The organism is Kitasatospora sp. NPDC048662 (assembly GCF_055587065.1).
Window position 1 is genome coordinate 261,442 of record NZ_JBVJHA010000003.1, and the last position, 22,866, is coordinate 284,307.

The following is a 22,866-nucleotide window of genomic DNA, read 5'->3' on the forward strand; positions in this document are numbered from 1 at the left end:
GCGCGTACATGTTTAACCCGTGCACAGACCGTTCGACCTCGGTGGATGTGAACCGTCCCGGCGCCGCCGCCACCTGTGAGCCCCGTTAGGATGACCGCCTCCGACCGGTCGTCGATCCCCGCGCAGAGGGGCGTGTCCCAACTACCGCCGCTGCGCCCCAAGGAGCTTGTGTGCGCCAGTCCCGCCGCCTTTCCTGCCGTCGCGCGTGGAGCGTGATCGCGCTGCCGACCCTGCTGTGCACGCTGGCCGCGTGCAACGGCGACCCAGCCGCCGGTGGGGACACCGCCGCGAAGCACGGGTCCTCCAGCGCCTCGCCGACGCCGTCCGGGCCGCCGGGAACGATGTTCGACACCTTCCACTACACCGGCCCCGGCGACCCCGCGTTCGCCGCGCACGGCTGGCAGGTCCGGGAGGGCGGGGGCGGCCCCGGCATCAAGGACACCTGGACCACCGCGGGCGCCGCCTTCCCCGAGGACCCGACCGCGCAGGGCGGCCGGGTGCTGCAACTGCGCTCCACCACCGACGGCACCAAGCAGGGCACCCAGCAGGTCGAGGTGCAGAGCACCGCCGCCAACCTGTTCCACGGCACCTTCGCCGCCCGGATCCACTTCGGCGAGAAGCCCTCGACCGGCCGCACCGGCGACCATGTCGTGCAGACCTTCTTCCCGATCTCGCCCGAGGACTCCTCGGCGAACTACAGCGAACTCGACTTCGAGTACCTGCCGAACGGCGGCTGGGGCGCGCCGGGCCCGAAGCTCGACACCACCAGCTGGTTCAAGGCCGACCCGCCGGATCGCGTCACCCGCGCCGCCAAGCAGCGCCTCGAGGGCTGGCACACCCTGATGATCACCGCCATGGACGGGAAGGTCACCTACTCGCTGGACGGCAAGGAGATGTTCACCAGCTCCGACAAGTACGTCGCGCGCGAGCGGATGGACATCCACTTCAGCAACTGGTTCATCGACCTGCTGCCCTCGATCAGCGGGCAGCGCAGCTGGGACATGAAGGTCAACTGGTTCTACTACAAGGCCGACCAGGCGCTCTCCCCGGCGGACGTCCAGCAGACGGTGGACGGCTTCTACGGCGCCGGCACCGAGTACGTCAACACCCTGCCGAAGTCCTGACCTTGCCCAGGCGAAGGGCCCGGCCGCTGCGGCGGCCGGGCCCTTGTCCGTGCGATGGGTCAGTGCTGGGCGGGGATGATCGTGGTCAGCCAGGTGAAGATGCCCGGGACCAGCGGCTTCCAGACGTCGCTGCTGTGCGCGCCGGTGGTCTCCTGGATGGTCACCGTGGTCGGGGCCTTGGCAGCCGCCTTCAGCGCCTCGCCGCCCTCCAGGCCGTCACCCTTGTTGCCGGTGACGTACAGCGCGGTCTTCGGCGGAGTCTTCGCGGACTTCAGGATGTTCAGCGGGTTGGAGATCTCCTTCAGGTGCGGGTCCTTCGCGGTCAGCGACTTCTCCTCCGCCCCCGGGTCGTTGTAGCCGGACAGGCTGATTCCCGCGCGGTAGGCGTCCGGGTGCTCCAGCGCCAGCTTGGCCGCGCAGTGCCCGCCCGCCGAGTAGCCGGCCACCGCCCAGCGGTCGGCCGAGGCATCGACGCGGAAGTTGTCCAGCACCATCTGCCGCACGTCCTTCGACAGCCAGGTGTCGGCGTTGACCTTGCCCGGGACGTCCGCGCAGCCGGTGTCGGTGCTGTCGCCCAGCAGGTTGGTGCGCGGCGAGACCAGGATGAACGGGGCGACCTGCCCGCTCTGCATCATCGGCTTCAGCTGCTCGGAGACCCGCAGGGTGCCGAACCAGGTCTTCGAGGAGCCCGGCCAGCCCGGCAGCAGCTCGACCACCGGGAAGGTCTTGTCCTTGTACGCCGGGTCGTTGTACTGCGGCGGCAGCCAGACCAGCACCTCGCCGTCCACGCCGGAGACCGCGCCCTTCAGGTCGGTGGTCTGCACGTCGTTCGGCACCTTCGGGTCACCGACCGGCTTGAACTGCTGGACCACCTTGTTGTGTTGCTTGTTGTCGCTGCTCCCGCTGCCGCCGCCGCCCTCGTTGGCAGCCACGTTCGGCACCGAGCGCACGTGGTTGCCGGTGCCCAGCAGGTCGTCCCAACTGCCGTAGATCAGGTTGGCGTTGTTGACCATGACGAAGACGGTGGTGACGGCGGTGATCTGACAGAACAGCAGCATCACGATCCGGGACAGCATCTGGACCGGCTTCGGTCCGCGCACCCGGCCCCACAGCAGCAGGGCCGCCGCGATGGAGATCGGCACCAGGATGATCGTCAGAATAAGAAAAGGGGTGCCTGTCAGCTGCATCAGGTCTCTCGAATCAGGTCGTCCGGCCGTCCGGGGCACGGTCCCCCGGTTCGCACATCACACTTGTCAGACTGCGTCAAACACACGATCAGTTGCTGGCGACACCCGCAGAAACCTGAGAGGAACATCACGTTTTCGTGAGAATCCGCTGTGCGTTCGCGGCCTAGTCTGCCAGTTCGTCCGGACCCCTCCGGCACCAGCCCGGAGCTTTTACCGAAACCAGGAGCATTCATTCCGTGACCAGTGCCAACGGCCCCGCCCGCCCCGCCCTGCCCAGCCTGCTGGGCCTCGGCCCGCGCGCCGAACGCCGCCGCCGCACCCTGCCCGCCGGAGTGCTGCGGCTGCCCACCATCGGCGTGGACATCGGCGGCACCAAGGTGGTCGCCGGAGTGGTCGACGGCGAGGGCCGGGTCCTGGAGCGGCTGCGCACCGAGACACCCCACAAGAGCAAGAGCCCCAAGGTGGTCGAGGACGTCATCGTCGAGCTGGTCCTGCAGCTCGCCGACAAGCACGACGTGCACGCGGTCGGCGTCGGCGCGGCCGGCTGGGTCGACTCCGAACGCTCCACCGTGCTGTTCGCCCCCCACCTGAACTGGCGGAACGAACCCCTCCAGCAGGCGCTCAGCTCCCGGCTGCGCTTCCCCGTGGTGGTCGAGAACGACGCCAACGCCGCCGCCTGGGCCGAATGGCGCTTCGGCGCCGGCCGCGGCGAGGACCACATGGTGATGATCACACTCGGCACCGGGATCGGCGGCGCCGTCGTCCGCGACGGATACGTGGACCGCGGCAAGCACGGCCTGGCCGGAGAGTTCGGCCACATGCAGGTGGTGCCCGGCGGCCACCGCTGCCCGTGCGGCAACCGCGGCTGCTGGGAGCAGTACTCCTCCGGCAACGCGCTGGTCCGCGAGGCCCGCGAACTCGCCGCCGAGGAGTCCCCGGTGGTCCAGCCCCTGCTCGCCAGGGCCGGCGGCACCCCGCTCGGCATCACCGGCCCGCTGGTCACCGAAGCCGCCCGCGACGGCGACCCGGTCGCCACCGAACTGCTCTACGAGGTCGGCCGCTGGCTCGGCGTCGGCATCGCCAACCTCGCCGCCGCGCTCGACCCCGGCCGCTTCGTCATCGGCGGCGGCGTCAGCGAAGCCGGCGAGCTCCTCCTCGGCCCCGCCCAGGACGCCTTCCGCCGCACCCTCACCGGCCGCGGCTTCCGCCCCGAGGCCGAAATCGTCCACGCCGCCCTCGGCAACGAGGCCGGCCTGGTCGGCGCCGCGGACCTGGCCCGCCAGGTCGCCCGCCGCTTCCGCACCGTCAAACGCCGCCGCGTGGAACGCGCAGCCACCCGCTGACCCGGGGTCTGCCGTGGCGCTGAGGGGCGCTGGTGGGGGGCTGCTCCGTGGCGTCGTGAGCCGCTGGCGCGGGGCCGTTGGCGGGGCGCGGAGAGGTGCAGGTGCGGGGCAGTTGGCACGGGGCCGTTGGTGTGGCGTGGCGTTGCGCTTCGCTTGCGCGGGGTCTGCCGTGGCGCTGATGGGTGGTGGGGTGCTGCTGGCGTGGTGTCGTGAGCCGCTGGCGCGGGCCTGCTGCCGCCAGCGGCCGGGACGTGTCGCCGGTCGGTGTGCGTGAGCCGCTGGTGCGCCCCGAGCGGTTGGCCCTGCTGCTGACGTGCTGCGGGCCGCCGCCGGGGTTCGCTTTCGGCGGGCCGGGAGATGGTGGTCGGGGCGGCAGCAGGCTTGTGGTGTGCGGCAGTTGGCCGAACGTGGCGTTGTCGGGTGTGTGGTGGGTGTGGGAGAACGGGAGACCGTCGCCGTCCCAGGGAGATCGTATGAGAACCCTCGTTCGTCTCGTTCCCGCGCTCGCGGTTGTCACCGGACTGCTCTGTACCGCCGCGCCCGCCCAGGCCGATCCGTTCGCCGCCGCGGGGAAGCAGCCGGAGGCGGTGGGGTGGGGTGGGGCGGTGAGCAGTGTGGATGCCGATGCCACCGCTGCCGGGCTGGAGGTGTTGCGGCGGGGCGGGAACGCGGTGGATGCCGCGGTTGCCACCGCGGCCGCGCTCGGGGTGACCGAGCCGTACTCGGCGGGGATCGGTGGTGGCGGGTACTTCGTGTACTACGACGCCGGGACCGGGAAGGTCTCCACGCTGGACGGGCGGGAGACCGCGTCCCGGACGGCCGACAGTTCGCTGTTCCTGGAGAACGGGAAGCCGCTGGCCTTCGCCGACGCCGTCACCAGCGGCCTGTCGGTGGGCGTCCCCGGTACTGCCGCCACCTGGGAGCAGGCGCTGCGCCGGTGGGGCAGCCGGGATCTTGCCGAGGTGCTGAAACCGGCCGAGCGGATCGCCGATCGCGGGTTCACCGTCGATCAGACCTTCCAGGACCAGACCGCCCTCAACCAGGCCCGGTTCCAGGACTTCCCGGCCAGCCGCGCGCTGTTCCTGCCGGACGGGAAGCCGCCCGCCGTCGGTTCCACCCTGCGCAACCGCGATCTCGCCGCCACCTACCGCGAGTTGGGACGCAAGGGCACTGCCGCGCTGTACCGCGGCCCGATCGGCGCCGACATCGTCCGGACCCTTCAGCACCCGCCCGTCGATGCCGCCTCCGGCCGCAACGCCCGGCCCGGGAAGGTGGATGCCGCCGACCTGGCGGCCTACCAGGTGCGGCAGCAGGACCCGACGCATGTGAACTACCGGGGCCTGGACGTGTACGGCATCGCCCCGTCCTCCTCCGGCGGGACGACGGTCGGCGAGGCGCTGAACATTCTCGGCACGAGCAGCCCCGCCGACCCCGTCCAGTACGACCACCGGTTCCTGGAGGCCAGCCGGATCGCCTTCGCCGACCGCAACCGCTGGGTCGGCGACCCGGGCTTCACGCAGGTGCCGACCCGTCAGCTCCTCGACCCGGCGTACGCCGCCTCCCGGGCCTGCCTGATCGACCCCCAGCACGCGCTGACCAGCCCGCTCGCCCCCGGTGACCCGTATCACCCGGCGGCCTGCGCGAGCAGCGGGCAGCCGGTCGTCGAGCCGTACGAGGGCCAGAGCACCACGCACCTGACGGTCGCCGACCGGTGGGGCAACGTGGTCGCCTACACACTCACCATCGAGCAGACCGGCGGCAGCGGCATCACCGTGCCCGGCCGGGGCTTCCTGCTCAACAACGAACTGACCGACTTCAACTTCGCCCCGCTCACCCCCGGCGTCCCCGACCCCAACCTGCCGGGCCCCGCCAAGCGTCCGCGCTCCTCGATCTCCCCGACCGTCGTGCTGAAGGACGGCAAGCCGTACCTGGCGGTCGGCTCGCCCGGCGGCGCCACCATCATCACCACCGTGCTGCAGGTCCTGACCGGGCGGATCGACCGGGGCCTGACGCTGGAACAGGCCATCGCAGCGCCCCGGGCCAGCCAGCGCAACACCGCCGCCACCCAGGCCGAACCGGCCTTCCTCGCCTCGCCCGAGGCGGCGGAACTCCAGGCCATGGGCCACGTGTTCAGCGCAACCCCGGAGATCGGCGCCGCCACCGGCATCGAGCGCCTCCCCGACGGCCGCTGGCTGGCCGCCGCCGAACCCGTCCGCCGCGGCGGGGGCTCGGCCGCCGTGGTGCGCCCCTCGCGTTAGGTTCTGTGCGGCCGGCCGGTCAGGGCAAACCGAACCGGCCGGCCGGTCCGGGCAACCCGATGGACCCGAACTCCCGTGTCTGCCAGAATCCTTCGGTGATCGCACCGGGACGCCTCGGCCACGTCCTGGCCGCCCCGCTGCTCCTCGCGGCCCTGACGGCCTGCACCAGCTCCACGCCTGCGGCATCCCCGGCGCCGGCCGGCTCCACGCCCGCGACCATCTCCGTTGCCGAGGCCGGTGAGAAGTTGACGCACTACCGCCCGGCCGGGCCGGAGGGTTCGACGCAAGCGGGCGGGGTTCTCGATCTGGACGGCACGGTGGATGTCCTGATCGGCGCGTCGGGGACGGACGCGAAGGCCGACATGCAGCGCCGGCTCGCCCAGCGCGGCTTCGTCGTGGCGGCCCGCCGCTCCTGGACCGCCCCCGACGGGCGCCGGGCCGACACCCTGCTGATGCGCTTCTCCGCCGACGCGGGCGCCGAGGGCCTGGCGGGCACCCTCGCCCAGGACCTGCGGAGCATCAACCCCGACACTGCCTTCACCGACCCCAGCGATCTGTCCACCGGTGTTGTCGTCAACACCCCCGACAGCCGCGGCAGGGCGCGCGTCGCTCTGGTCGCCCCCGTGGCGATGTCGTCGTCGTCCTGAACTACCTCACACCCGCGACCCCCGACAAGAGGACGGCCATGGTTCTCTTCCACACGGAGCTCGGGCTCCTGCCCACCCCCGGAATTCCCTGGTAGGTCCGCTCCGGCGGATCGGCCGGGTGCTGTCGGTGCCGGGCGGTATGTTCGGAGGGGGTGCCCGGCCCGCTGCCGTGCCCTGTCCGTCCGTACCGCCGAGGGAAGGCCGCCGTGACCGTCCGCATCGCCACCTGGAACATCAACTCCGTCACCGCCCGGCTGCCCAAGCTGCTGGAGTGGCTGGAGTCCGCCAAGCCGGACGTGCTGTGCCTGCAGGAACTCAAGTGCGGCACCGAGGCGTTCCCCGCCGAGGCGATCGGCGAGCTCGGGTACGAGAGCGCCGCGCACGGCACCGGCCGGTGGAACGGCGTCGCCGTGCTGTCCCGGATCGGCCTGGACGAGGTGGTCCGTGGCCTGCCCGGCCAGCCCGGCTACCTGGCCGAGGACGCGATGCTCCCGGTCGTCGAGCCGCGCGCGGTCGCCGCTACCTGCGGCCCGGTCCGGGTCTGGTCGGTGTACGTGCCCAACGGCCGCGAGGTCGATCACGCGCACTACCGCTACAAGCTGGAGTGGCTGGCCGCGCTGCGCGACGCCGTCCGCGAGGACGCGGCGGGGGAGCGCCCGTTCGCCGTTCTCGGCGACTACAACATCGCGCCCACCGACGCGGACGTCTTCGACATCGCCGCCTTCGAGGGCCTCACCCATGTCACCGCCCCCGAGCGCGCCGCGCTGACGGCCCTCCAGGAGATCGGCCTCCAGGACGTGGTCCCGCGCCCGCTCAAGTACGAGCACCCGTACACCTACTGGGACTACCGCCAGCTGGCCTTCCCGAAGAACCGGGGCATGCGGATCGACCTCACCTACGCCAACAAGGCGTTCGCGGACGCGGTCTCGGACAGCTACGTGGACCGCGAGGCCCGCAAGGGCAAGGGGACGTCGGACCACGCGCCGGTGGTGGTCGATCTGGACCTCTGAGCGAGGTCGGCCCAGACGGCCGGGCTGCCCGAACCGGGGCAGTCCGGCCGCTTCTTCGTGAACTCCACGGCTTCGTCCGCTTGTTTGCGAAACCCCAGGTCAAGGCTGGTGGGCGGAAATCCCTGCCCAAGTATTCTCTGAGTGTATAGACGTGGAGTACACCCCCGGCGTACTCTTTCGATCATGAGCGTTCCATTCACCCTGCTCGGGCTGCTCGAACGCGAGCCCAGCCACGGCTACGACCTCAAACGCGACTACGACGCCTTCTTCGGGCGCGGCAAGCCGCTCCCCTTCGGCCAGGTGTACGCGACCCTCGGGCGGCTCGCCCGGGACGGGAAAGTCGTCGTCGGCGAACCCGAGGCCGGCGACGGGCCCGACCGCAAGCGTTACGTCATCACCGAGACCGGCGCGACCGAGTTCGAGGACTGGCTGCGCGAGCCCGTCGCCGCCGAACCCCACCTGCAGACCGTGCTGTTCAGCAAGGTCGTGCTCGCCCTGATGCTCGGCCGCGACGCCGAGCTCTACCTCGACACCCAGCGCTCCGCCCACCTGAAGCGGATGCGCGAACTCACCGAGATCAAGCGCTCCGGCAGTCTGGTCGACGCACTCCTCGCCGACCACGGCCTGTTCCACCTGGAGTCCGACCTGCGCTGGATCGACCTGACCGCCGCCCGACTCGACGCCCTTGCCGCAGAGGTGGCCAAGCGATGACCGACCCCCTGATCCACGCCCGCGACGTCACCCTCGCCTTCGGCGAGACCCCCGCGCTGCGCGGCGCCGAACTCGCCGTCGAAGCAGGCGAGATCCTCGCCATCATGGGCCCCAGCGGCTCCGGGAAATCCACCCTGCTGCACTGCCTGGCCGGCATCCTCACCCCCGACAGCGGCGAGATCCACTTCGACGGCCGCCGGATCGACAACCTGGACGAGCAGGAACGCAGTACCCTGCGCCGCGACAGCTTCGGCTTCGTCTTCCAATTCGGCCAGCTGGTACCGGAGTTGACGGCCGAGGAGAACGTCGCTCTGCCGTTGCTGCTCGGCGGGCAGCGCCGCACCGCCGCGCTGCAGCGGGCCCGCGGCTGGTTCCCGAAACTCGGCCTGGACGGCCTGGAGGCCCGCCGCTCCGGCGAACTGTCGGGCGGTCAGGCCCAGCGCGTCGCCCTCGCCCGCGGACTGGTCGCCGAACCGCGCGTCCTGTTCGCCGACGAACCCACCGGCGCGCTGGACTCCCTGACCGGCGAGCAGGTGATGGACCTGCTGGTCGGCTGCGCCCGCGAACAGGGCACCACCGTCGTCCTGGTCACCCACGAAGCCCGGATCGCCGCCTACGCCGACCGCGAGGCGATCGTCCGCGACGGCCGCGCCACCTCGATGAGCGGACGGCTGACCTCATGATCCGGTTCGGACTGCGACTGGCCGTCAGCGGCGGCCGCGAAGCGCTCGTCCGCCTCGCCATCACCGCGGGCGCCGTCGCCATCGGCGTGGGCCTGCTGCTCACCACGCTCGCCGCGATCAACGGCGTGCACGCGCAGAACGCGCGCAACGCCTGGCTCAACACGCCGTTCGCCAAGCAGCAGGTCCCCGCGAATCGGGAGGTTGCGGGGAGCTCCGGCGGGGGCGGGACGGCGAATGCCCCCGGCAGTGCGGCGGGGGCAGCGAGTTCCGGGGTCGATCCGATGTGGTGGGCGACCCGGCGGGACACCGTGCAGGGCAAGGAGATCGGACGGGTCGACGTCGCACTCACCGGGCCGCGGGCGGCACTCTCGCCCGGGGTGCCGCGGATGCCCGGGCCCGGCGAGTACTACCTGTCGCCCGAGTTGGCCCGGATGGTCGACGAGATGCCGCCCGCGCAACTGGGGGACCGCTTCCCCGGGCACCGGATCGGCATCCTCGGGGACGCGGCGCTGCCCACGCCCGACAGCCTGCTGGCCGTGGTCGGCCGGAGCCCTCAGGAGATGGCGGAGCTGAGCGGGGCCACGCTGGTGGACAAGGTCGCCACCACCAGGCCCGACAAGTGCGCGGACTGCGTGGTGGGCATCAAGTCCGACGGCGTGGACCTGATCCTCACCGTGGTGAGCGGCGGGCTGGTCTTCCCCGTACTGATCCTGATCGGCACCGCCACCCGCCTGAACGCCGCCCGCCGCGAGCAGCGCTTCGCCGCGATGCGACTGGTCGGCGCGACACCCCGTCAGGTGTCGGTGGTGTCCGCGGTGGAGGCGGCGGTCGCCGCCGCGGCCGGAGTGGCACTCGGCTTCCTGCCGTTCCTGGCGGTACGCGGCCCGGTCGCGGGCATGGCGCTGACCGGCTCCAGGTTCTTCACCTCCGACATCTCCCTGACGCCGCTCCAGATCGCCGCCGTCGCCCTGGGCGTCCCGCTGGCCGCCGCCGTCGCCGCGCGGATCGCGCTGCGCCGGGTGCAGATCTCCCCGCTCGGGGTGACCCGCCGGGTGACGCCGAAGCCGCCCCGGGCCTGGCGGGTGATCCCCCTGGTGGCCGGGCTGGTGGAACTGGTCGGATTCCTGATCTGGCATCCCGAGACGGTGCCCGGGCAGATCAAGGGCTACCTCTCCTCGTTCCTGCTGATCGCGATCGGCCTGGTGCTGTCCGGCCCCTGGCTGACCATGACGGGCGCCGGCCTGATCGCCCGCCGCACCCAGCGGCCGGCCACCCTGATCGCGGTGCGCCGGCTGGCCGACAACCCCACCGCCGGGTTCCGGGCCGTCAGCGGACTGGTGCTGGCGCTGCTGGTGATGACCGCGACGCTCGGCGTGATCACCACGATGACCGACGAACGCGACCACCCGCACGGCGGCCCGCAGTTCACCAACGTGCTGGTGAACGAGCTGAGCCAGGGCTACCGCGACGACTACAAGCCGGTCTCCACGGGCAGGCCCGCCCCGCCCGAACTGATCGAGCGGCTGCACGCCGTTCCGGGCGTGCGGAACGTGCTGCTGGCGCACCCGGCCGACAGGTCCGTGGAGGTGCAGGCCGCCGACGGCCTGGCCACCACCCGGCAGGTCGTGGCCTGCGCCGAGCTGGAACCGCTCAGGATCTACGGCCACTGCGCGCCCGGCGCGCAGAGCGCCTACGTCCCGAGCCTCTGGTGGGGCGGGCAAGACCAGCACACCAGCGAGTGGCCCGCCGCCCCGTTCACAGCCGAACAGCTCGCCACCACGGGCGTGCTGAACGTGGTCGTGGAGACCGACGGCTCGACCGCCGCCGTCGAGCAGACCCGCACCATGGTGGACGCCGCCTACCCGGCGGACCGGCAGGCGATGACGCTGGGCGAGGCGTGGAACCTGGCCGGGGCCGAACTGCGCGGCTACCAGCAACTGGCCAATGTGGTGATCCTGGCGACCTTCCCGATCGCCGGATGCAGCCTGGCCGTCAGCGTGGCCGGCGGCCTGAGCGAACGCAAACGGCCCTTCAGCCTGCTGCGCCTGACCGGCGTGTCGCTGGGCACGCTGCGCCGGGTGGTGGCGATGGAGTCGGTGGTGCCGCTGCTGGTGATGGCCGCGGTGGCGATCGGCGTCGGGCTGCTCGCCGCCGACCTGTTCCTGCGCTCGCAGCTGAAGTACTCGCTGCACGCGCTCGGCGCCGGCTACTACCTGGCGGTGATCGCCGGCCTGACCGCCGCGCTGGCGATCATCGGGGCGACCATGCCGCTGCTGCGCCGGATCACCGGACCGGAGACCGCCCGCAACGAGTAGCGGCCGAACCCAAGGGGCCGTTCGGGTCCGGAGCAATCTCCGCCCGAACGGCCCCTGAGGTGTCGCCGGGCCCGGCGGTGCTGCCTAGCGTGGTCGGCGACCAGGAGTAGCGGAACGGACACGCAGCCGCTGCCCCCGACCCCGACCCCCTGGAGGTACGGCATGCGCCCGACGCGCACCGCCGCCGCCGCCCTGCTCGGCACCACCGCCCTGTTCGGCCTGGCCACCGTCGTCCCCGCCCCCGCGTCCGCCAAGGGCAGCCAACCCGCCTGGGTCAGCCCCGCGCAGGCGCAGCCCGGGCAGTCCGTCTCGGTCAGCGTGAGCTGCGCCGGCAGTTCCACGAAGTCCGTCACCGCGAGCTCGCTGGCCTTCGCCGGTGGCTCGACCACGCTCAGCGTCGGCCCTGATGGCAAGTACTCGGGCACCGCGACCGTCATCTCCGAGCAGGAGATGGCCGGTGCCGCCGCCAAGCGGACCACCGGCAACGACTCGTCCTGGGGCATCGACGGCAAGTGCCCGAACGGGGACAGCTTCGTCGGCGCGGTCGCCATCGCGGCTGCCTCGGCCGGTGGCGGCACCAGCACCAGCACCAGCAGCAGCACCGGCACCGGCGGCGAGTGGGAGGGCGCGCAGCTCCCGCACGGCGGGGTGGAGACCGGCGTGGGCGGCTCGGTCGGCATGGACGCCGGCCGGCTGGTCGCCGGGGCCGGGCTGGTGGCGGCCGGCGTGACCGGGTTCTGGCTGCTGCGCCGGCGCGGGGCGGGCACCGGCCGGGAGCTCTGAGCGGGCCCCGGGTACGACCGAGGGCGGCTTCCACCGGCGAGGTGGGAGCCGCCCTCTCGGGTGCTCAGGCCGCGACGGGCGCGGTCTGCGGAGCGGGCGCGGCGTCGGTGCGCCCCAGGGTGCCGATGGTCAGCAGGTACTGGCCGACGATGTAGGTGAGCATGATCAGGAAGCCGTGCGCGGGCAGCAGCTTCCAGTGCGCCAGGTCGGTGGCGATCAGGGTGTCCGAGAGCAGGAACAGCGCGCCGCCGATGCCCGCCCGCCAGTCGATCCGGGAGGACGTCACCGCGGTGGCGGCCAGCAGCAGGCTGTAGCAGGCCATCGGGATCCGCATGCCGGCCTCCAGGTCGGGCAGCAGCAGCGAGATCAGCGTCGCCCAGGCCACCGCGTAGCAGGCCGCGGTGATCGCGGTGCGGCGGCGGTCGGCGAGCGCGCCGAGCTTCACGAACATCGTCACGTAGCAGGCGTGGCCCGCCGCGAACGAGCCCATGCCCGCCAGGAACCCGACGGTGCCGCCGACCTGCAGCAGGATGTCCCCGCCCGCGCCGAACAGCAGCGCCGGTATCAGCAGCTTCGGCGTGCCGGGCCGCGCCGACGCCCACACCCAGGCCGCCAGCAGCGGCATCAGCAGCGGCTTGGTGGAGTACCGCAGGACCGGCAGGTGAACGGCGATCGCCGTCAGGTGCGCCACCGAGACGACGACGAAGGCGATCAGCAGGGCCCGCGTGATGCGCGGGTCTCGGGCGGGGCTCATGCGGTGGCACTCTCCGGTGAGGCGGCGGGGGACTCGGGACGCGGCGCGGGCTGCCAGCCCGGGCCCTTCGCCAGGTGGCGCAGCCGGTCGCCCCACGTGGTGGCACGGGCCACGTCCCGGGCGATCGCCGCGTACTCGTGGGTGGCGACCCTCAACGGATTGTAGGTGGTGATGTTCTTGGTCAGGCCGTACACCGGCTGCTCGGCCTCCGCCGCGAAGGAACCGAACCACCGGTCGAAGACGATCAGGATGCCGCCGAAGTTGCGGTCCAGGTAGCCGCCCTGCGAGGCGTGGTGCACCCGGTGGTGGGACGGGGTGTTGAAGACGTACTCGATCGGGCGGGGCAGCTTGCCGATCCGCTCGGTGTGGATCCAGAACTGGTACACCAGGTTCACCGAGCCGCAGAACGCCACCGCCGCCGGGTGCACGCCCGCCAGGATCATCGGCAGGTAGAAGATCCAGGTGGTGGCGGACGTCCACGGCTGACGCAGCGCCGTCGACAGGTTGTAGTGCTTGCTGGAGTGGTGCACCACGTGGCAGGCCCACAGCACCCGGATCACGTGGTGGCCGCGGTGCGACCAGTAGTAGAAGAAGTCGTAGGCGAGCACCATCAGCGGCACCGTCCACCACAGCACCGGCACTCGAAGCGGCGTCAACTCGTACAGGAACGAGTAGATCCACACGATCGGGATCTTCCACCCGGCGTCGAACAGCAGCGAGCCCACGCCCATCGACAGGCTGGTCGCCGTGTCCTTCGCGGCATAGCCCTGCTCGTCCTCGTCCGGGTGGAACCGGTAGGACACGATCTCCAGAACGGTGAGCAGCACAAAGGCCGGTATCGACCAGAGCACGACATTGGGTAGGTCAGGCATGCCCGGAACCATAAGGGACGGTGGCGGGCGACGGAAGAGGTAGTTACCGACGCGTAGTGTTTGCGGCGGCGTCTAGGCTTGGGGGCGACATGGAGCGGCACGAAGCAGCCACCGGCGCCCTCGCGGCCACCGGCGGTACGGGGATCGGACGCACGGGCGGGGCGAACAGGCCTGCGGCCCCGGCACGGCAGTACCCCGGATACGCCGGTACCGGAACCGAACTCGCCGATTCCGCCCGGAAGTTGGCCGAACGCTTTGCCGTCGCCGAACCCGCCGGGGCCGAGCTGCTGGCCTCCGCCGCCTTCGGCGTGCACGGCGCGCGGCACCTCGGCGGCGCACCCCAGCAGGCCGAACCCGCGCCCGGCACCAGCTGGTGGCACGGCCCGAGCGTCCACCACAGCACCTCGCCGCTGTTCCGGCCGCCCGGCTACCGCCGGATCCGGCGCGAAGCCCCCGCACTGCCCGACCCCCGCCCCACCGGCGGCGGCCGACATCGCAAACCCGAACGCCCCACCACCGAACTGCGCATCGCCGCCCGGCTGCTGCTCGCCCACCCCCTGGTCACCGCCGACGGCCCGCACGGCGCCGCGCTCCCGCTGATCCGCCGTCACGCCGGCACCCTCGCGGAACGCTTCCACACCCTGCTCGGCTACCGGCTCACCCTCGGCCCCGCCCACGCCCGCCTGCACAAGGCCGCCCTGCCCGGCCGGGGCCTGCCCGGCCTCGACCCCGCCGGGTACGCGGCACTCGTCCACGCGCTCGCCGCGACCGCCCGCGGCGAGGAACCGTCCCAGCCGCCCGGGCCGGTACGGGCGCTGCTGGACCAGTGGCGGCTGCCCGCCGAACTTGCCGCGGACCTGCTCACCGCACCCGAACTGCCACCCGCCGGGCCCGAATTGACCGTCCGCCGGCTGCTCGCCGAAACCCCCGTCGTGCTGCTCGACGACCTCGCGCCCGCCGAACGCGCCCACCTGCGCGAGGCCGCCCCCACGGAGACGGAACGATTCGCCGAGGTACTCGGCCTCACCGCCGAGATCCGCGCCGAAGGCATCGCCCTGTTCGACCCCGCCGACGAACTCACCGACCTCGCCCTCCCCGGCACCGGCACCCTCGCCCAGGCCGCGCTGCTCCTCGCCGAACGCCTGGTCGAGGACCTCCGCCCGGTCGAGGCCGACGGCGCCCCGCCCGCCGTCCTCATCCCCGACGCCCTCATCGACGGCACCCTCGGCGACATCACCGACGACTACGGCATGAGCGCCGGCTGGGACGCCGGTTACCTCGCCGACCTCGCCGCCTTCCGCCGCGACGCGCTCGACCTGCTCCACCGGATGGGCCTCGCCGCCCCCGCCGGCCGCAACTGGCTGCTCCGGGCCCCCGCCGCCCGCTACGCCCCCCGCGCCGAACTCCAGCCCGCCGAGGGCTCCGGCCGCCACTCCCGCCCGGCGAAGGGCCGCGACCGGCAGGCGGTCTAGCCGGTCAGGGCGTCAGCGGGCGGACGTGTTCGGCGACCGGGCGGAATTCCTGGATCGTGCTGTCGTACTGGACGCGCTGACCCTCGTGGAGGAAGCGGTTGTCCTCGGGGGCGAGGACGGAGTCGTAGTAGACGGCGACGTCGGGGCCGCCGGCGTCCGGGGCGATGTAGCCGTAGGCGTGGTGGATGTCGAACCAGCGCACAGTGCCGGTCTCCATGGCAGGACTCCCTTCGGGCCGGTCGCCCTCAGTGTCGCCCTCAGTATCGGACGCGGCCCGGGGGCCCACCACTCGTTCGGCCCAGTGTCAGCGCTGTGCGGCGCTCACGGCATGGCCCTGGCGGACGGTCTCCACGGTGGCGGCGACGCCGAAGGAACCCAGGGCGACGGAGGCCGCGACGGCGGCGCAGGCGAGCATCCGGCGGTGGCGCTTGGGCAGGGGGAAGCGCGGACCCGAGGCGGACGCGGCAGTGCGGGCGTTCATGGCAGGGAGCCTGACAGCTTGGCGTTACGCGGTCACGAAACGCGGGTGAAATCCCGACGGGATCTTGGCATCGGAACCTCCATGACGGCATCGCCGCAGGTCGGGCGGGTGATACGTGGGGTACGCAGCAGGCGCGGCAGGAAGGAGGCCAGCACCTGCTGGGCCGCGCCGTAGAAGAAGATCGGCAGCAGTACGGCGGGGTGAGCGCCGAACTGGGTGCCGGCCAGGGCGGCCGCCGCGCTGGTGTTGTTCAGCCCGGAGGCGAGGGTGAGTGTGGTGCGGGCGGCCGGCGCGGTGGGGGAGCGGCGGACGGCCAGCCAGCCCGCCAGGAACGGCCCCGCGCAGACCAGCGCGCCGCACCCGGCGGCGACCGCGACCAGCCGGGGCTCCGGCCGCAGCTCGATCTCCCGGGCCACGCCGGCCGCGTTCAGGTAGGTGAGGGCGAGCGCGATCAGCAGGCCCGCCAGCCGAAGCCGGGGCAGCAGCGCGGCGCGCAGGCGGCCGCGCAGCGGGCGGCGGGTGATGCGGCGGGCGAGCAGACCGGCCAGGCAGGGCAGCGCCACCCACAGGGCCATGAACCGGCAGGTGGCGTCGGAGTGGGCGAGCGTGTCGAGGATCCGGCGCGGGCCGCCGCTCTCCGGGCCCTCGGCGAGGGCCAGGCCGAGCGGGGTGGTGAGCGGGCTGAGCAGCGTGGTGGACAGGACCAGGCCGAGTCCGAGCGGTGCGTCCCCGCCGACCCGGGCGCCCCAGGTCTGCGCGGCGCCCGCCACCGGCATCGCGGCGGTCACCGCCAGCCCGACCACCAGCCAGCGCGCCTCCCCGACGTCCGGCCAGCAGCCGGCGGCGGCCCGCTCCGCGCCGAGCAGCACCACCGCCCGCAGCACCAGCGCCACCCCCAGACCCGCCAGCAGCAGCCCCGGCCGCAGCAGCGCCCGGCCGACGTCCGCCGCGCGGGTCTCGAACCCGCCGATGAACATCGCCGCCAGCAGCATCAGCATCGGCACCGTCACCCCGTCCGCCCGGCAGTGCCGGATCGCCCCCGCCGGGTCCGGCAGCAGGGCGCCGAGCAGGCAGGCGGCGAGGGTGGCGGTGGCGAGACGGCGGCGCAGGGCGCGGTCGAGGGCGGTGCAGAACGGGCGCATGGGGGCGGGGCTTTCGGACGGGCGCGAGGGGGATCAGTGGGCGCGGACGGCGGGCCCGGTGCGGCAGAGGCGGGCAGGTGGTCAGGTGGTCAGGTGGTCAGGTGGTCAGGTGGTGGTCAGGGTGGTGGGTGCATCGGGGGTCGGGCTTTCGGGCGGCGCGGGAGGAGGAAGGACCGGCCGTTGCGGCGGGCCGGCGGACTGTCGGACCGGCTCCGGCGGGCGCGGGCGGATGACGGCCGCCCGGCCGCCGCTCGGCGTGGAGTCCGACCCGGCCCACCTTGCCACCCTCAGGGGGCGGCCCCGAACATTACGAACTCTTGGTAAAGGCAGGCGAGTTGCCGCCCCGCCCAGACGCCGCACGGGGCCCGGGCCGCACGGCCGGGAGCTCGCGGCGCGGCCGTTTCACTCCTGCGGGCGAGACCGCCCGTGGTATTCCTCGCCGACGGCCGTGCCGACCGCCTCGCGCAGCCCGTGCGCGGCATGCGCCCGCGGGGGCCCCGCCGCCGGGTCGGTGCGCAGCTCGCGCACCAGCGCCACGCACAGCGCCAGCATCACCAGCACGAACGGCAGCGCCACCAGGATCGTCGCGTTCTGCAGCGCCGTCAGCCCGCCCGCCAGCAGCAGCGCCGCCGCCACCGCCGCCATCAGCGCCCCCCACACCACCACCAGCCAGGTCCGCGGGTGCAGCGAGCCACCCGAGGAGAGCGAACCCAGCACCAGCGACGCCGAGTCGGCGGACGTGACGAAGTACAGCATCACCAGCAGTACCGCGATCACCGAGGTCAGCGAGCCCAGTGGCAGCGCCTTCAGCATCTCGAACAGCCCGGCGTCCGCGCCGCGCGGAATGGTCGCCACCAGGTCGGCCGCACCGGTGGACTGCAGGCGGATCGCCGAGGCGCCCATCACCACGAACCACACCGTGGTCGCGCCGCTCGGCACCAGCAGCACCCCGACCAGGAACTGACGCACCGTCCGGCCGCGCGAGATCCGGGCGATGAACGTGCCGACGAACGGCGCCCAGGACAGCCACCACGCCCAGTAGAAGATCGTCCAGGAGCCCAGCCAGTCCTCATTGGTGAACGCCCCCGTCTGGGTGGCCAGCACCGCCAGGTCCGACAGATAGCCGCCGACCGTGGACGGCAGCGCGTCCAGCACGAACACCGTCGGGCCGACCACGAACACGAAGGCCATCAGCGCCGCCGCCAGCACCACGCTGGTGGTGGACAGCCACTTCACGCCCCGGTGCACACCCGACATCGCCGACAGCACGAAGGCGCCGCCGAGCGCCGCGATGACCACCAACTCCACGCCCTGGGTGGCCCGGATGTCCGTCACGTACCCCAGACCGCCCGCCACCTGGATCGCGCCCAGGCCCAGACTCGTCGCCGAGCCGAACACCGTCGCGAACACCGCCAGCAGGTCGATCGACCGCCCCGCCCAGCCGCGCGCCCGGCGCTCGCCCAGCAGCGGCACGAACGCCTCCGACATCCGGTTGCCCCGGCCCTTGCGGAACGTGGTGTACGCCAGCGCCAGGCCGCCCACCGCGTAGATCGCCCACGGGTGCAGCGTCCAGTGGAACAGCGAGAACTCCAGCGCCCGCTGCGCCGCCGCCGGCGTCTGCGGCGCGATGTCCGAACCCGGCTGCGGCTGCGCGTACAACTGGAGCGGCTCGCCGACGCCGTAGAACAGCAGGCCGATGCCCATGCCGGCGCTGAACATCATCGCCACCCAGGCCAGCGTGGAGAACTCCGGCCGCTCGCCGTCCCGCCCCAGCGGCACCCGGCCGAAGCGGCTCACCGCGATCACCACCGCCAGCACCAGGAACACGTCCGCGGCCACCACGAACAGCCAGCCGAAGGAGTGCAGCACCCAGGACAGCGCGGTGCTGGACGTCCGGCCCAGCGAGTCCTTCGCGAACACCCCCCAGGCGACCACCCCCAGTACGGCGGCCGCGCCGATGCCGAACACCACCCGGTCCACGGGGAAGGCGTCCGGCGGCGCGGACCGGCCGTCCGGCGAGAACTGACGATTCGGCGAGGACGGACGGTCCGGCGACGGCTGACGATCCGGCGGCGGCTCCGAAGGCGTGGGCATACGAGGCACTATGTCCACAAACGTCCGACCGCCGGGGGCGGCACGCCGAGAGCCGGCAGGGGTGCCGGGCGTCGGGCGATGGCGTCAGGCAGCCGGTGGCGTCGGGCGGTCGGTGGCGCCGGGGGGCGGTGGCGTCAGACGGTCGGTGGCGCCGGGCGGGCGGTGGCGTCAGACGGTCGGTGGCTCGTACGGCGCCAGCACCAGGCGGACCATCTCCTCCAGCCGGGTGCGGGCGTCGTCCAGGGTGGACCGGCCCGTCACCCAGGCCGTCAACTCGCCCTGCCAGGCGTGCCCCACCATGTGCCGCACCAACTCCGCGGAAGCCGGCGGAACCTCCGGCAGCACCGCGCCCAGCGCCGCCCGGTCCGCCCGGGCCAGCCCCTGCAAGGCCTCACTGGCGAACGGATCGGTGGACGTCGCCACCGCCACCCGCAGCCGGGCCAGTTCGGGCTGCCGCTGGTACGCCCGCATCCCCCGGCGCACGAACCGCACCGCCCGCTCGGTCGGCGAGGCGCTGCGCGCCGCCCCCACCTCGCCCACCAGGTCGGCGAGCAGCAGACGGTGCCAGTCCGCCATCGCGGCGGCCAACAGGTGGTCCTTGGACGAGAAGTAGCGGTAGGCGGTGCCGAGAGCCACCCCCGAACGCTCCGACACCTGCTTCATCTGGAGCCGCTCCACGCCGATCTCGGTCACCAGAGCCAGGGCGGCGGACAGGAGGGAGCCGCGGCGTTCGAGCTGACGGGGGGACATCGCCTCCACCGGACGAGGTGACAGGTCAACCTTGGTCACCCGAACCATGATAGGGGGCGGGCCCTTGCCGCGGTATGACGCGACAGGTCACCGCTCAGTGACGGTTGATCACCGGGGGCGGCAGGGCCGACGGGGCCGGCGGGGTCAGCGGGGCGATGGGGTCAGCGGGGCCGGCGGGGTCAGCGGGACGATGGGGTCAGCGGGGTCAGCGGGGCGACGGGGCTTGGGGTTTGGCGGGCAGCTCGCGCAGCAGTGTCTCCTGGACGGCTGACGCCACCAGCGCCCCGTCGCGGTCGTAGAACTCGCCCATCGCCAGCCCCCGCCCGTCCGCCGCCGACGGGCTGCGCTGTGCGAACAGCAGCCACTCGTCGGCGCGGAACGGCCGGTGGAACCACATCGCGTGGTCGAGCGAGGCCAGCGCCACCCGTGATTCCGCCACCCGGTGCACCGGGTGCGGCTGGAGGTGCAGTGCGGTGGTGGACGCCAGCGTCAGGTCGGAGAGGTAGGTGAGCGCGCACACCTGCAGCAGCGGGTCGTCCGCCGGGAGCCGGGCAGCCGTCCTCAGCCAGACGAACTGCTGCGGCACGCCCGGCAGTTCGGGCGGCAGGCCCGGGGCACCGGCCGGGACGAAGCGCATCTGCAGGGCGTGGAAGATCGCGGACCGTTCGTACTCCTGGGGCGCGTCGCGCTGCCAGGCCGGGTACGGGTCCGGCAGGTCCTCCGGGCCCGGCACCGGCGGCATGGTGCGCTGGCGGTCGCCCGAGGCCTCCGGGCGCTTGAACGAGGCCGCCATGGTGAAGATCGCCTCACCGCGCTGCACCGCCGTCACCCGCCGCGTCGCGTACGACCTCCCGTCCCGGGCCCGGTCCACCTGGTAGACGATCGGCCGCCGCGGATCGCCCGGCCGCAGGAAGTACCCGTGCAGGCTGTGCACTCGCCGCGCCGCCTCCACCGTCCGCCCCGCCGCCGTCAGCGCCTGCGCCGCCACCTGCCCACCGAACGCGCGCAGTGGCGCACCCGCGTGGCAGTGGCCCCGGAACAGGTTCTCGTCCAGCTCCTCAATGCCGAGCAGATCGACGAAGGACGGCGGTTCGGGTAGGGAAACTGGCGACAGAGCGGCGGAAGCGGTCACGCGGCACATGCTAGAACACGTTGCAGTACAGGACGGATGTGGAACGGGTCACGTCGGGGCCGCGTCGGGGCCGCGTCGGCTGTCGGTGGTGATCGTTGGCGTTCGCCCCATGACCACGGCCGTCCACACCTTCCGGTACCCGAGGCCCTCCGCGCTGCGCCCGCACCGGCTCGGGGCGATCGGGGGAAGTGCAGCCGGATGGTGGCGGTGCGGATGACGGCGGGGAGGGGCGGCAGTGACGCGGTCGGAGCGGGACCTGGTGGTGGCGGTACGCCGTGCCGACTTCGGCGAAGTCGCCCGGCTGGTCGGTGTCTTGACGGCGCAGGAGCGCCGGGGCGAGGTGCCCGGGCTGAAGGCCCTGCGGCGGGAGCTGCGCGATGGCACGCACTCCCGGGCCGGGGCCTGGACCGCGCTGCTGGTTGCCGGGGCACCGACCTGTACGAGCGGCTCGCGCAGGACAGCTTCATGCCCGTCCTCGCTCCGCTGATCTTCGACGCCGACACTGCCGGGCAGCTCTACGGCCCGTGGGCCGCCAAGGCGGATTCTCGGCGCTGGCCCGCCGTTCTCGCTCGGCTCGCCGCTGAACGGGGCATTGACCGGGGCGAGTTGATCGCCCGCGGGTTCGCCCGGCTGGTGCGCGGCGGTGGCCGGTTCGGAGCCCGTCCGGGGCAATCCCCAACTGCTTCCGCTGCTTGCCGAGATGGGAGGTCCGGCCGGGTCCGCCGTGCACCAGGCCCTCGCCTGCGGGCTGGGCGCGGCCTTCGCGGAGGGCTGTGCGGCGGTCGTTGACGCGCTGTTGTCGTTGGCGGCGCAGGGTGCGTTCGAGGTGGGATTGCTCGGGGGGAGGTTGGGGAGTTGTTGCGGGTCGGTGCGGTCAAGCCGGGTCGCCTGGCTGCGACGTGTGCCGAACTGGCCGACGCGGGCGCGCCGAGGCTGGCCCGGGCGGTGCTGGCGGCGGCAAGTGGTGGGCGCAGCGAGCTGGTTGCGGAGGCGCGGGCGCTGGTCGGACTGCGGGGCCAGGTCTGACGACCACCGCCGGGCTCGGGATCCCGCCAGCGGTCACCCCTTCGCCGCCCCGGAGTGCTCGCGCAGCGTTTTGGAACGGTCGTTCTTGACTGGGCGTTCTCGAATCCTTAGGGTCGTGGCCATGGGAAGACCACGGGCCTTCGACGAGGCCGAGGCGGTTCGGGCGGCGGCGGTGTTGTTTGCCGAGCGCGGGTACGAGGGCACCTCGGTCGACGATCTGGTGCAGCGGCTCGGTGTGCACCGGGGCAGTTTGTACAAGGTGTTCGGCAGCAAGCGCGGGCTCTACCTGGCTGCGCTGCGGCACCACTTGCAGGACGAGGTGCTGCCGACCGTGGCCGCGCTGACCGTCGCCGGTGGGCCGGCGGCGGCTCTCGGGCAGGCGGCGGGCGGGTTCGACGGCGGGGCGGCGGCCGGGTTGTTGTTGTCTGCGGCGGTCGAGCAGGCCCCGGAGGATCCGGACGTCGCGGCGTTGGTGGCCGAGGCCCTGCACGCGCTCGAACGGGCGCTCGCGGTGGTGCTCGGCGAGCCCGCCGACAGTCCGCTGGTCGGCGCGCTGGGTGCGAGCGTTCTCGGGCTGCGGTTGCGCGACCGGGCGCTCGGGCCGGGGTCGTCCGCACTGGCGGTCCGTGCGCTGACCGACCGGCTGGTCGGCTGACCGGCCGTCACATCACTGTTTCTCACCGTACGAGGGAGGGTTCACCGACATGGCCAAGGTGGCTGTCGACAACGGAACGCTGATCGTGGAGATCGAGGGCCTGGACAAGCTCTGGGCGATCAAGAGCCGGATCGAGATACCGCTCGCCAATGTTCGCGGGGCGACTGCGGACCCCGGAGTCGCCGCGGAGCCCAAGGGGCTCAAGGTCGGCGGCACCCAGTGGCCGGGGCTGATCACGGCCGGGCGGTTCCGCCGCCACGGCGAGCTGGTGTTCTGGGACGTGAAGAATCCGGCGAAGGCCGTGGTGATCGAACTCGCCGACGAGCAGTACGCCCGGGTGATCGTCGAGGTGGAGGACCCGAGGGCCGCAGTGGCCCTGATCGAGGGCGCGCTGCGGCACTGAGCGCGGGTCGGGTTCGGAAGAGCG

Annotated in this window: 22 protein-coding genes; 13 read left to right on the plus strand and 9 right to left on the minus strand. The window is 72.9% G+C overall.

All coding sequences use genetic code 11. The annotated features are described in order from the left end of the window. The first annotated feature begins 170 nt into the window (after positions 1-170). The gene (locus ACZ6R9_RS11760; protein ID WP_465538049.1) at positions 171-1,124 is read left to right on the plus strand and encodes a glycoside hydrolase family 16 protein; all 954 of its coding nucleotides are present in this window, start codon (positions 171-173) and stop codon (positions 1,122-1,124) included. 59 nt (positions 1,125-1,183) lie between these two features. Here the strand turns inward: ACZ6R9_RS11760 and ACZ6R9_RS11765 are convergent, their stop codons facing one another. After that, a complete protein-coding gene (locus tag ACZ6R9_RS11765; RefSeq protein ID WP_380483856.1) occupies positions 1,184-2,266 on the minus strand; it encodes an alpha/beta hydrolase in 1,083 nt (360 codons plus the stop codon). 323 nt (positions 2,267-2,589) lie between these two features. Between ACZ6R9_RS11765 and ACZ6R9_RS11770 the strand changes: the two genes are divergently transcribed. The 8 genes from ACZ6R9_RS11770 (at position 2,590) to ACZ6R9_RS11805 (ending at position 12,061) form a co-directional block, all read left to right on the plus strand. Next, entirely contained in the window at positions 2,590-3,654 is a 1,065-nt protein-coding gene (locus ACZ6R9_RS11770; RefSeq protein WP_380484132.1) for an ROK family glucokinase, read from the plus strand. 473 nt (positions 3,655-4,127) lie between these two features. Next, on the plus strand, positions 4,128-5,912 hold the full coding sequence (gene ggt / locus ACZ6R9_RS11775; RefSeq protein WP_465538052.1) for a gamma-glutamyltransferase: 1,785 nt from the start codon (positions 4,128-4,130) through the stop codon (positions 5,910-5,912). 95 nt (positions 5,913-6,007) lie between these two features. Further along, the gene (locus ACZ6R9_RS11780) at positions 6,008-6,559 is read left to right on the plus strand and encodes a hypothetical protein (protein WP_465538054.1); all 552 of its coding nucleotides are present in this window, start codon (positions 6,008-6,010) and stop codon (positions 6,557-6,559) included. Positions 6,560-6,765: 206 nt separating this feature from the next. Beyond that, complete coding sequence (locus ACZ6R9_RS11785; RefSeq protein ID WP_380483862.1) at positions 6,766-7,569, plus strand: exodeoxyribonuclease III; 804 nt, start codon at positions 6,766-6,768, stop codon at positions 7,567-7,569. Positions 7,570-7,752: 183 nt separating this feature from the next. Then, entirely contained in the window at positions 7,753-8,280 is a 528-nt protein-coding gene (locus tag ACZ6R9_RS11790) for a PadR family transcriptional regulator (protein WP_465538056.1), read from the plus strand. Next, a complete protein-coding gene (locus ACZ6R9_RS11795) occupies positions 8,277-8,963 on the plus strand; it encodes an ABC transporter ATP-binding protein (protein WP_380483866.1) in 687 nt (228 codons plus the stop codon). Before ACZ6R9_RS11790 ends, ACZ6R9_RS11795 begins: the two co-directional genes overlap by 4 nt. Further along, positions 8,960-11,278: an ABC transporter permease gene (locus tag ACZ6R9_RS11800; protein ID WP_465538058.1), complete on the plus strand. Its 2,319-nt coding sequence runs from the start codon at positions 8,960-8,962 to the stop codon at positions 11,276-11,278. The genes ACZ6R9_RS11795 and ACZ6R9_RS11800 overlap by 4 nt, the downstream gene beginning before the upstream one ends. A 162-nt stretch (positions 11,279-11,440) precedes the next feature. Next, positions 11,441-12,061, plus strand: a complete 621-nt coding sequence (locus ACZ6R9_RS11805; RefSeq protein ID WP_465538060.1) for a hypothetical protein — start codon at positions 11,441-11,443, stop codon at positions 12,059-12,061. 64 nt (positions 12,062-12,125) lie between these two features. Here ACZ6R9_RS11805 and ACZ6R9_RS11810 read toward each other — a convergent pair whose 3' ends face one another. Continuing rightward, on the minus strand, positions 12,126-12,815 hold the full coding sequence (locus ACZ6R9_RS11810) for a lysoplasmalogenase (RefSeq protein WP_380483872.1): 690 nt from the start codon (positions 12,813-12,815) through the stop codon (positions 12,126-12,128). Further along, a complete protein-coding gene (locus tag ACZ6R9_RS11815; RefSeq protein WP_465538061.1) occupies positions 12,812-13,687 on the minus strand; it encodes a sterol desaturase family protein in 876 nt (291 codons plus the stop codon). Before ACZ6R9_RS11815 ends, ACZ6R9_RS11810 begins: the two co-directional genes overlap by 4 nt. A gap of 89 nt (positions 13,688-13,776) precedes the next feature. Between ACZ6R9_RS11815 and ACZ6R9_RS11820 the strand changes: the two genes are divergently transcribed. Continuing rightward, a complete protein-coding gene (locus ACZ6R9_RS11820; RefSeq protein ID WP_465538062.1) occupies positions 13,777-15,159 on the plus strand; it encodes a DUF2398 family protein in 1,383 nt (460 codons plus the stop codon). A 4-nt stretch (positions 15,160-15,163) separates the two neighbouring features. On the opposite strand, the gene ACZ6R9_RS11825 is transcribed toward ACZ6R9_RS11820, so the two are convergent. The 6 genes from ACZ6R9_RS11825 to ACZ6R9_RS11850 form a co-directional block, all read right to left on the minus strand. Then, a complete protein-coding gene (locus tag ACZ6R9_RS11825; protein WP_380483877.1) occupies positions 15,164-15,376 on the minus strand; it encodes a cold-shock protein in 213 nt (70 codons plus the stop codon). Between the two features lie 87 nt (positions 15,377-15,463). Further along, complete coding sequence (locus ACZ6R9_RS11830; protein ID WP_380483879.1) at positions 15,464-15,640, minus strand: hypothetical protein; 177 nt, start codon at positions 15,638-15,640, stop codon at positions 15,464-15,466. A 32-nt stretch (positions 15,641-15,672) separates the two neighbouring features. After that, positions 15,673-16,782 (minus strand): hypothetical protein, encoded by a 1,110-nt coding sequence (locus ACZ6R9_RS11835; RefSeq protein WP_380483881.1) that lies wholly within the window; start codon positions 16,780-16,782, stop codon positions 15,673-15,675. 402 nt (positions 16,783-17,184) lie between these two features. After that, complete coding sequence (locus tag ACZ6R9_RS11840; protein WP_465538063.1) at positions 17,185-18,876, minus strand: BCCT family transporter; 1,692 nt, start codon at positions 18,874-18,876, stop codon at positions 17,185-17,187. Positions 18,877-19,044: 168 nt separating this feature from the next. Further along, positions 19,045-19,665 (minus strand): TetR/AcrR family transcriptional regulator, encoded by a 621-nt coding sequence (locus ACZ6R9_RS11845; protein ID WP_380483885.1) that lies wholly within the window; start codon positions 19,663-19,665, stop codon positions 19,045-19,047. Positions 19,666-19,831: 166 nt separating this feature from the next. Beyond that, entirely contained in the window at positions 19,832-20,767 is a 936-nt protein-coding gene (locus ACZ6R9_RS11850; RefSeq protein WP_465538064.1) for an acyl-CoA thioesterase, read from the minus strand. An 846-nt stretch (positions 20,768-21,613) separates the two neighbouring features. Here ACZ6R9_RS11850 and ACZ6R9_RS11855 point away from each other — a divergent pair. The 3 genes from ACZ6R9_RS11855 (at position 21,614) to ACZ6R9_RS11865 (ending at position 22,842) form a co-directional block, all read left to right on the plus strand. Further along, complete coding sequence (locus ACZ6R9_RS11855; RefSeq protein WP_465538065.1) at positions 21,614-21,784, plus strand: hypothetical protein; 171 nt, start codon at positions 21,614-21,616, stop codon at positions 21,782-21,784. A gap of 121 nt (positions 21,785-21,905) precedes the next feature. Further along, the gene (locus ACZ6R9_RS11860) at positions 21,906-22,439 is read left to right on the plus strand and encodes a TetR/AcrR family transcriptional regulator (protein WP_380483890.1); all 534 of its coding nucleotides are present in this window, start codon (positions 21,906-21,908) and stop codon (positions 22,437-22,439) included. A 49-nt stretch (positions 22,440-22,488) separates the two neighbouring features. After that, the gene (locus ACZ6R9_RS11865) at positions 22,489-22,842 is read left to right on the plus strand and encodes a hypothetical protein (RefSeq protein WP_380483892.1); all 354 of its coding nucleotides are present in this window, start codon (positions 22,489-22,491) and stop codon (positions 22,840-22,842) included. Positions 22,843-22,866 lie beyond the last annotated feature (24 nt).

Bases quoted from the DNA above. Each gene is read 5' to 3' on its own strand.
- ggt (WP_465538052.1), top strand. From the start codon at position 4,128: ATGAGAACCCTCGTTCGTCTCGTTCCCGCGCTCGCGGTTGTCACCGGA.
- ACZ6R9_RS11790 (WP_465538056.1), top strand. From the start codon at position 7,753: ATGAGCGTTCCATTCACCCTGCTCGGGCTGCTCGAACGCGAGCCCAGC.
- ACZ6R9_RS11795 (WP_380483866.1), top strand. From the start codon at position 8,277: ATGACCGACCCCCTGATCCACGCCCGCGACGTCACCCTCGCCTTCGGC.
- ACZ6R9_RS11800 (WP_465538058.1), top strand. From the start codon at position 8,960: ATGATCCGGTTCGGACTGCGACTGGCCGTCAGCGGCGGCCGCGAAGCG.
- ACZ6R9_RS11805 (WP_465538060.1), top strand. From the start codon at position 11,441: ATGCGCCCGACGCGCACCGCCGCCGCCGCCCTGCTCGGCACCACCGCC.
- ACZ6R9_RS11810 (WP_380483872.1), bottom strand. From the start codon at position 12,815: ATGAGCCCCGCCCGAGACCCGCGCATCACGCGGGCCCTGCTGATCGCC.
- ACZ6R9_RS11815 (WP_465538061.1), bottom strand. From the start codon at position 13,687: ATGCCTGACCTACCCAATGTCGTGCTCTGGTCGATACCGGCCTTTGTG.
- ACZ6R9_RS11820 (WP_465538062.1), top strand. From the start codon at position 13,777: ATGGAGCGGCACGAAGCAGCCACCGGCGCCCTCGCGGCCACCGGCGGT.
- ACZ6R9_RS11825 (WP_380483877.1), bottom strand. From the start codon at position 15,376: ATGGAGACCGGCACTGTGCGCTGGTTCGACATCCACCACGCCTACGGC.
- ACZ6R9_RS11830 (WP_380483879.1), bottom strand. From the start codon at position 15,640: ATGAACGCCCGCACTGCCGCGTCCGCCTCGGGTCCGCGCTTCCCCCTG.
- ACZ6R9_RS11835 (WP_380483881.1), bottom strand. From the start codon at position 16,782: ATGCGCCCGTTCTGCACCGCCCTCGACCGCGCCCTGCGCCGCCGTCTC.
- ACZ6R9_RS11840 (WP_465538063.1), bottom strand. From the start codon at position 18,876: ATGCCCACGCCTTCGGAGCCGCCGCCGGATCGTCAGCCGTCGCCGGAC.
- ACZ6R9_RS11850 (WP_465538064.1), bottom strand. From the start codon at position 20,767: ATGTGCCGCGTGACCGCTTCCGCCGCTCTGTCGCCAGTTTCCCTACCC.
- ACZ6R9_RS11860 (WP_380483890.1), top strand. From the start codon at position 21,906: ATGGGAAGACCACGGGCCTTCGACGAGGCCGAGGCGGTTCGGGCGGCG.
- ACZ6R9_RS11865 (WP_380483892.1), top strand. From the start codon at position 22,489: ATGGCCAAGGTGGCTGTCGACAACGGAACGCTGATCGTGGAGATCGAG.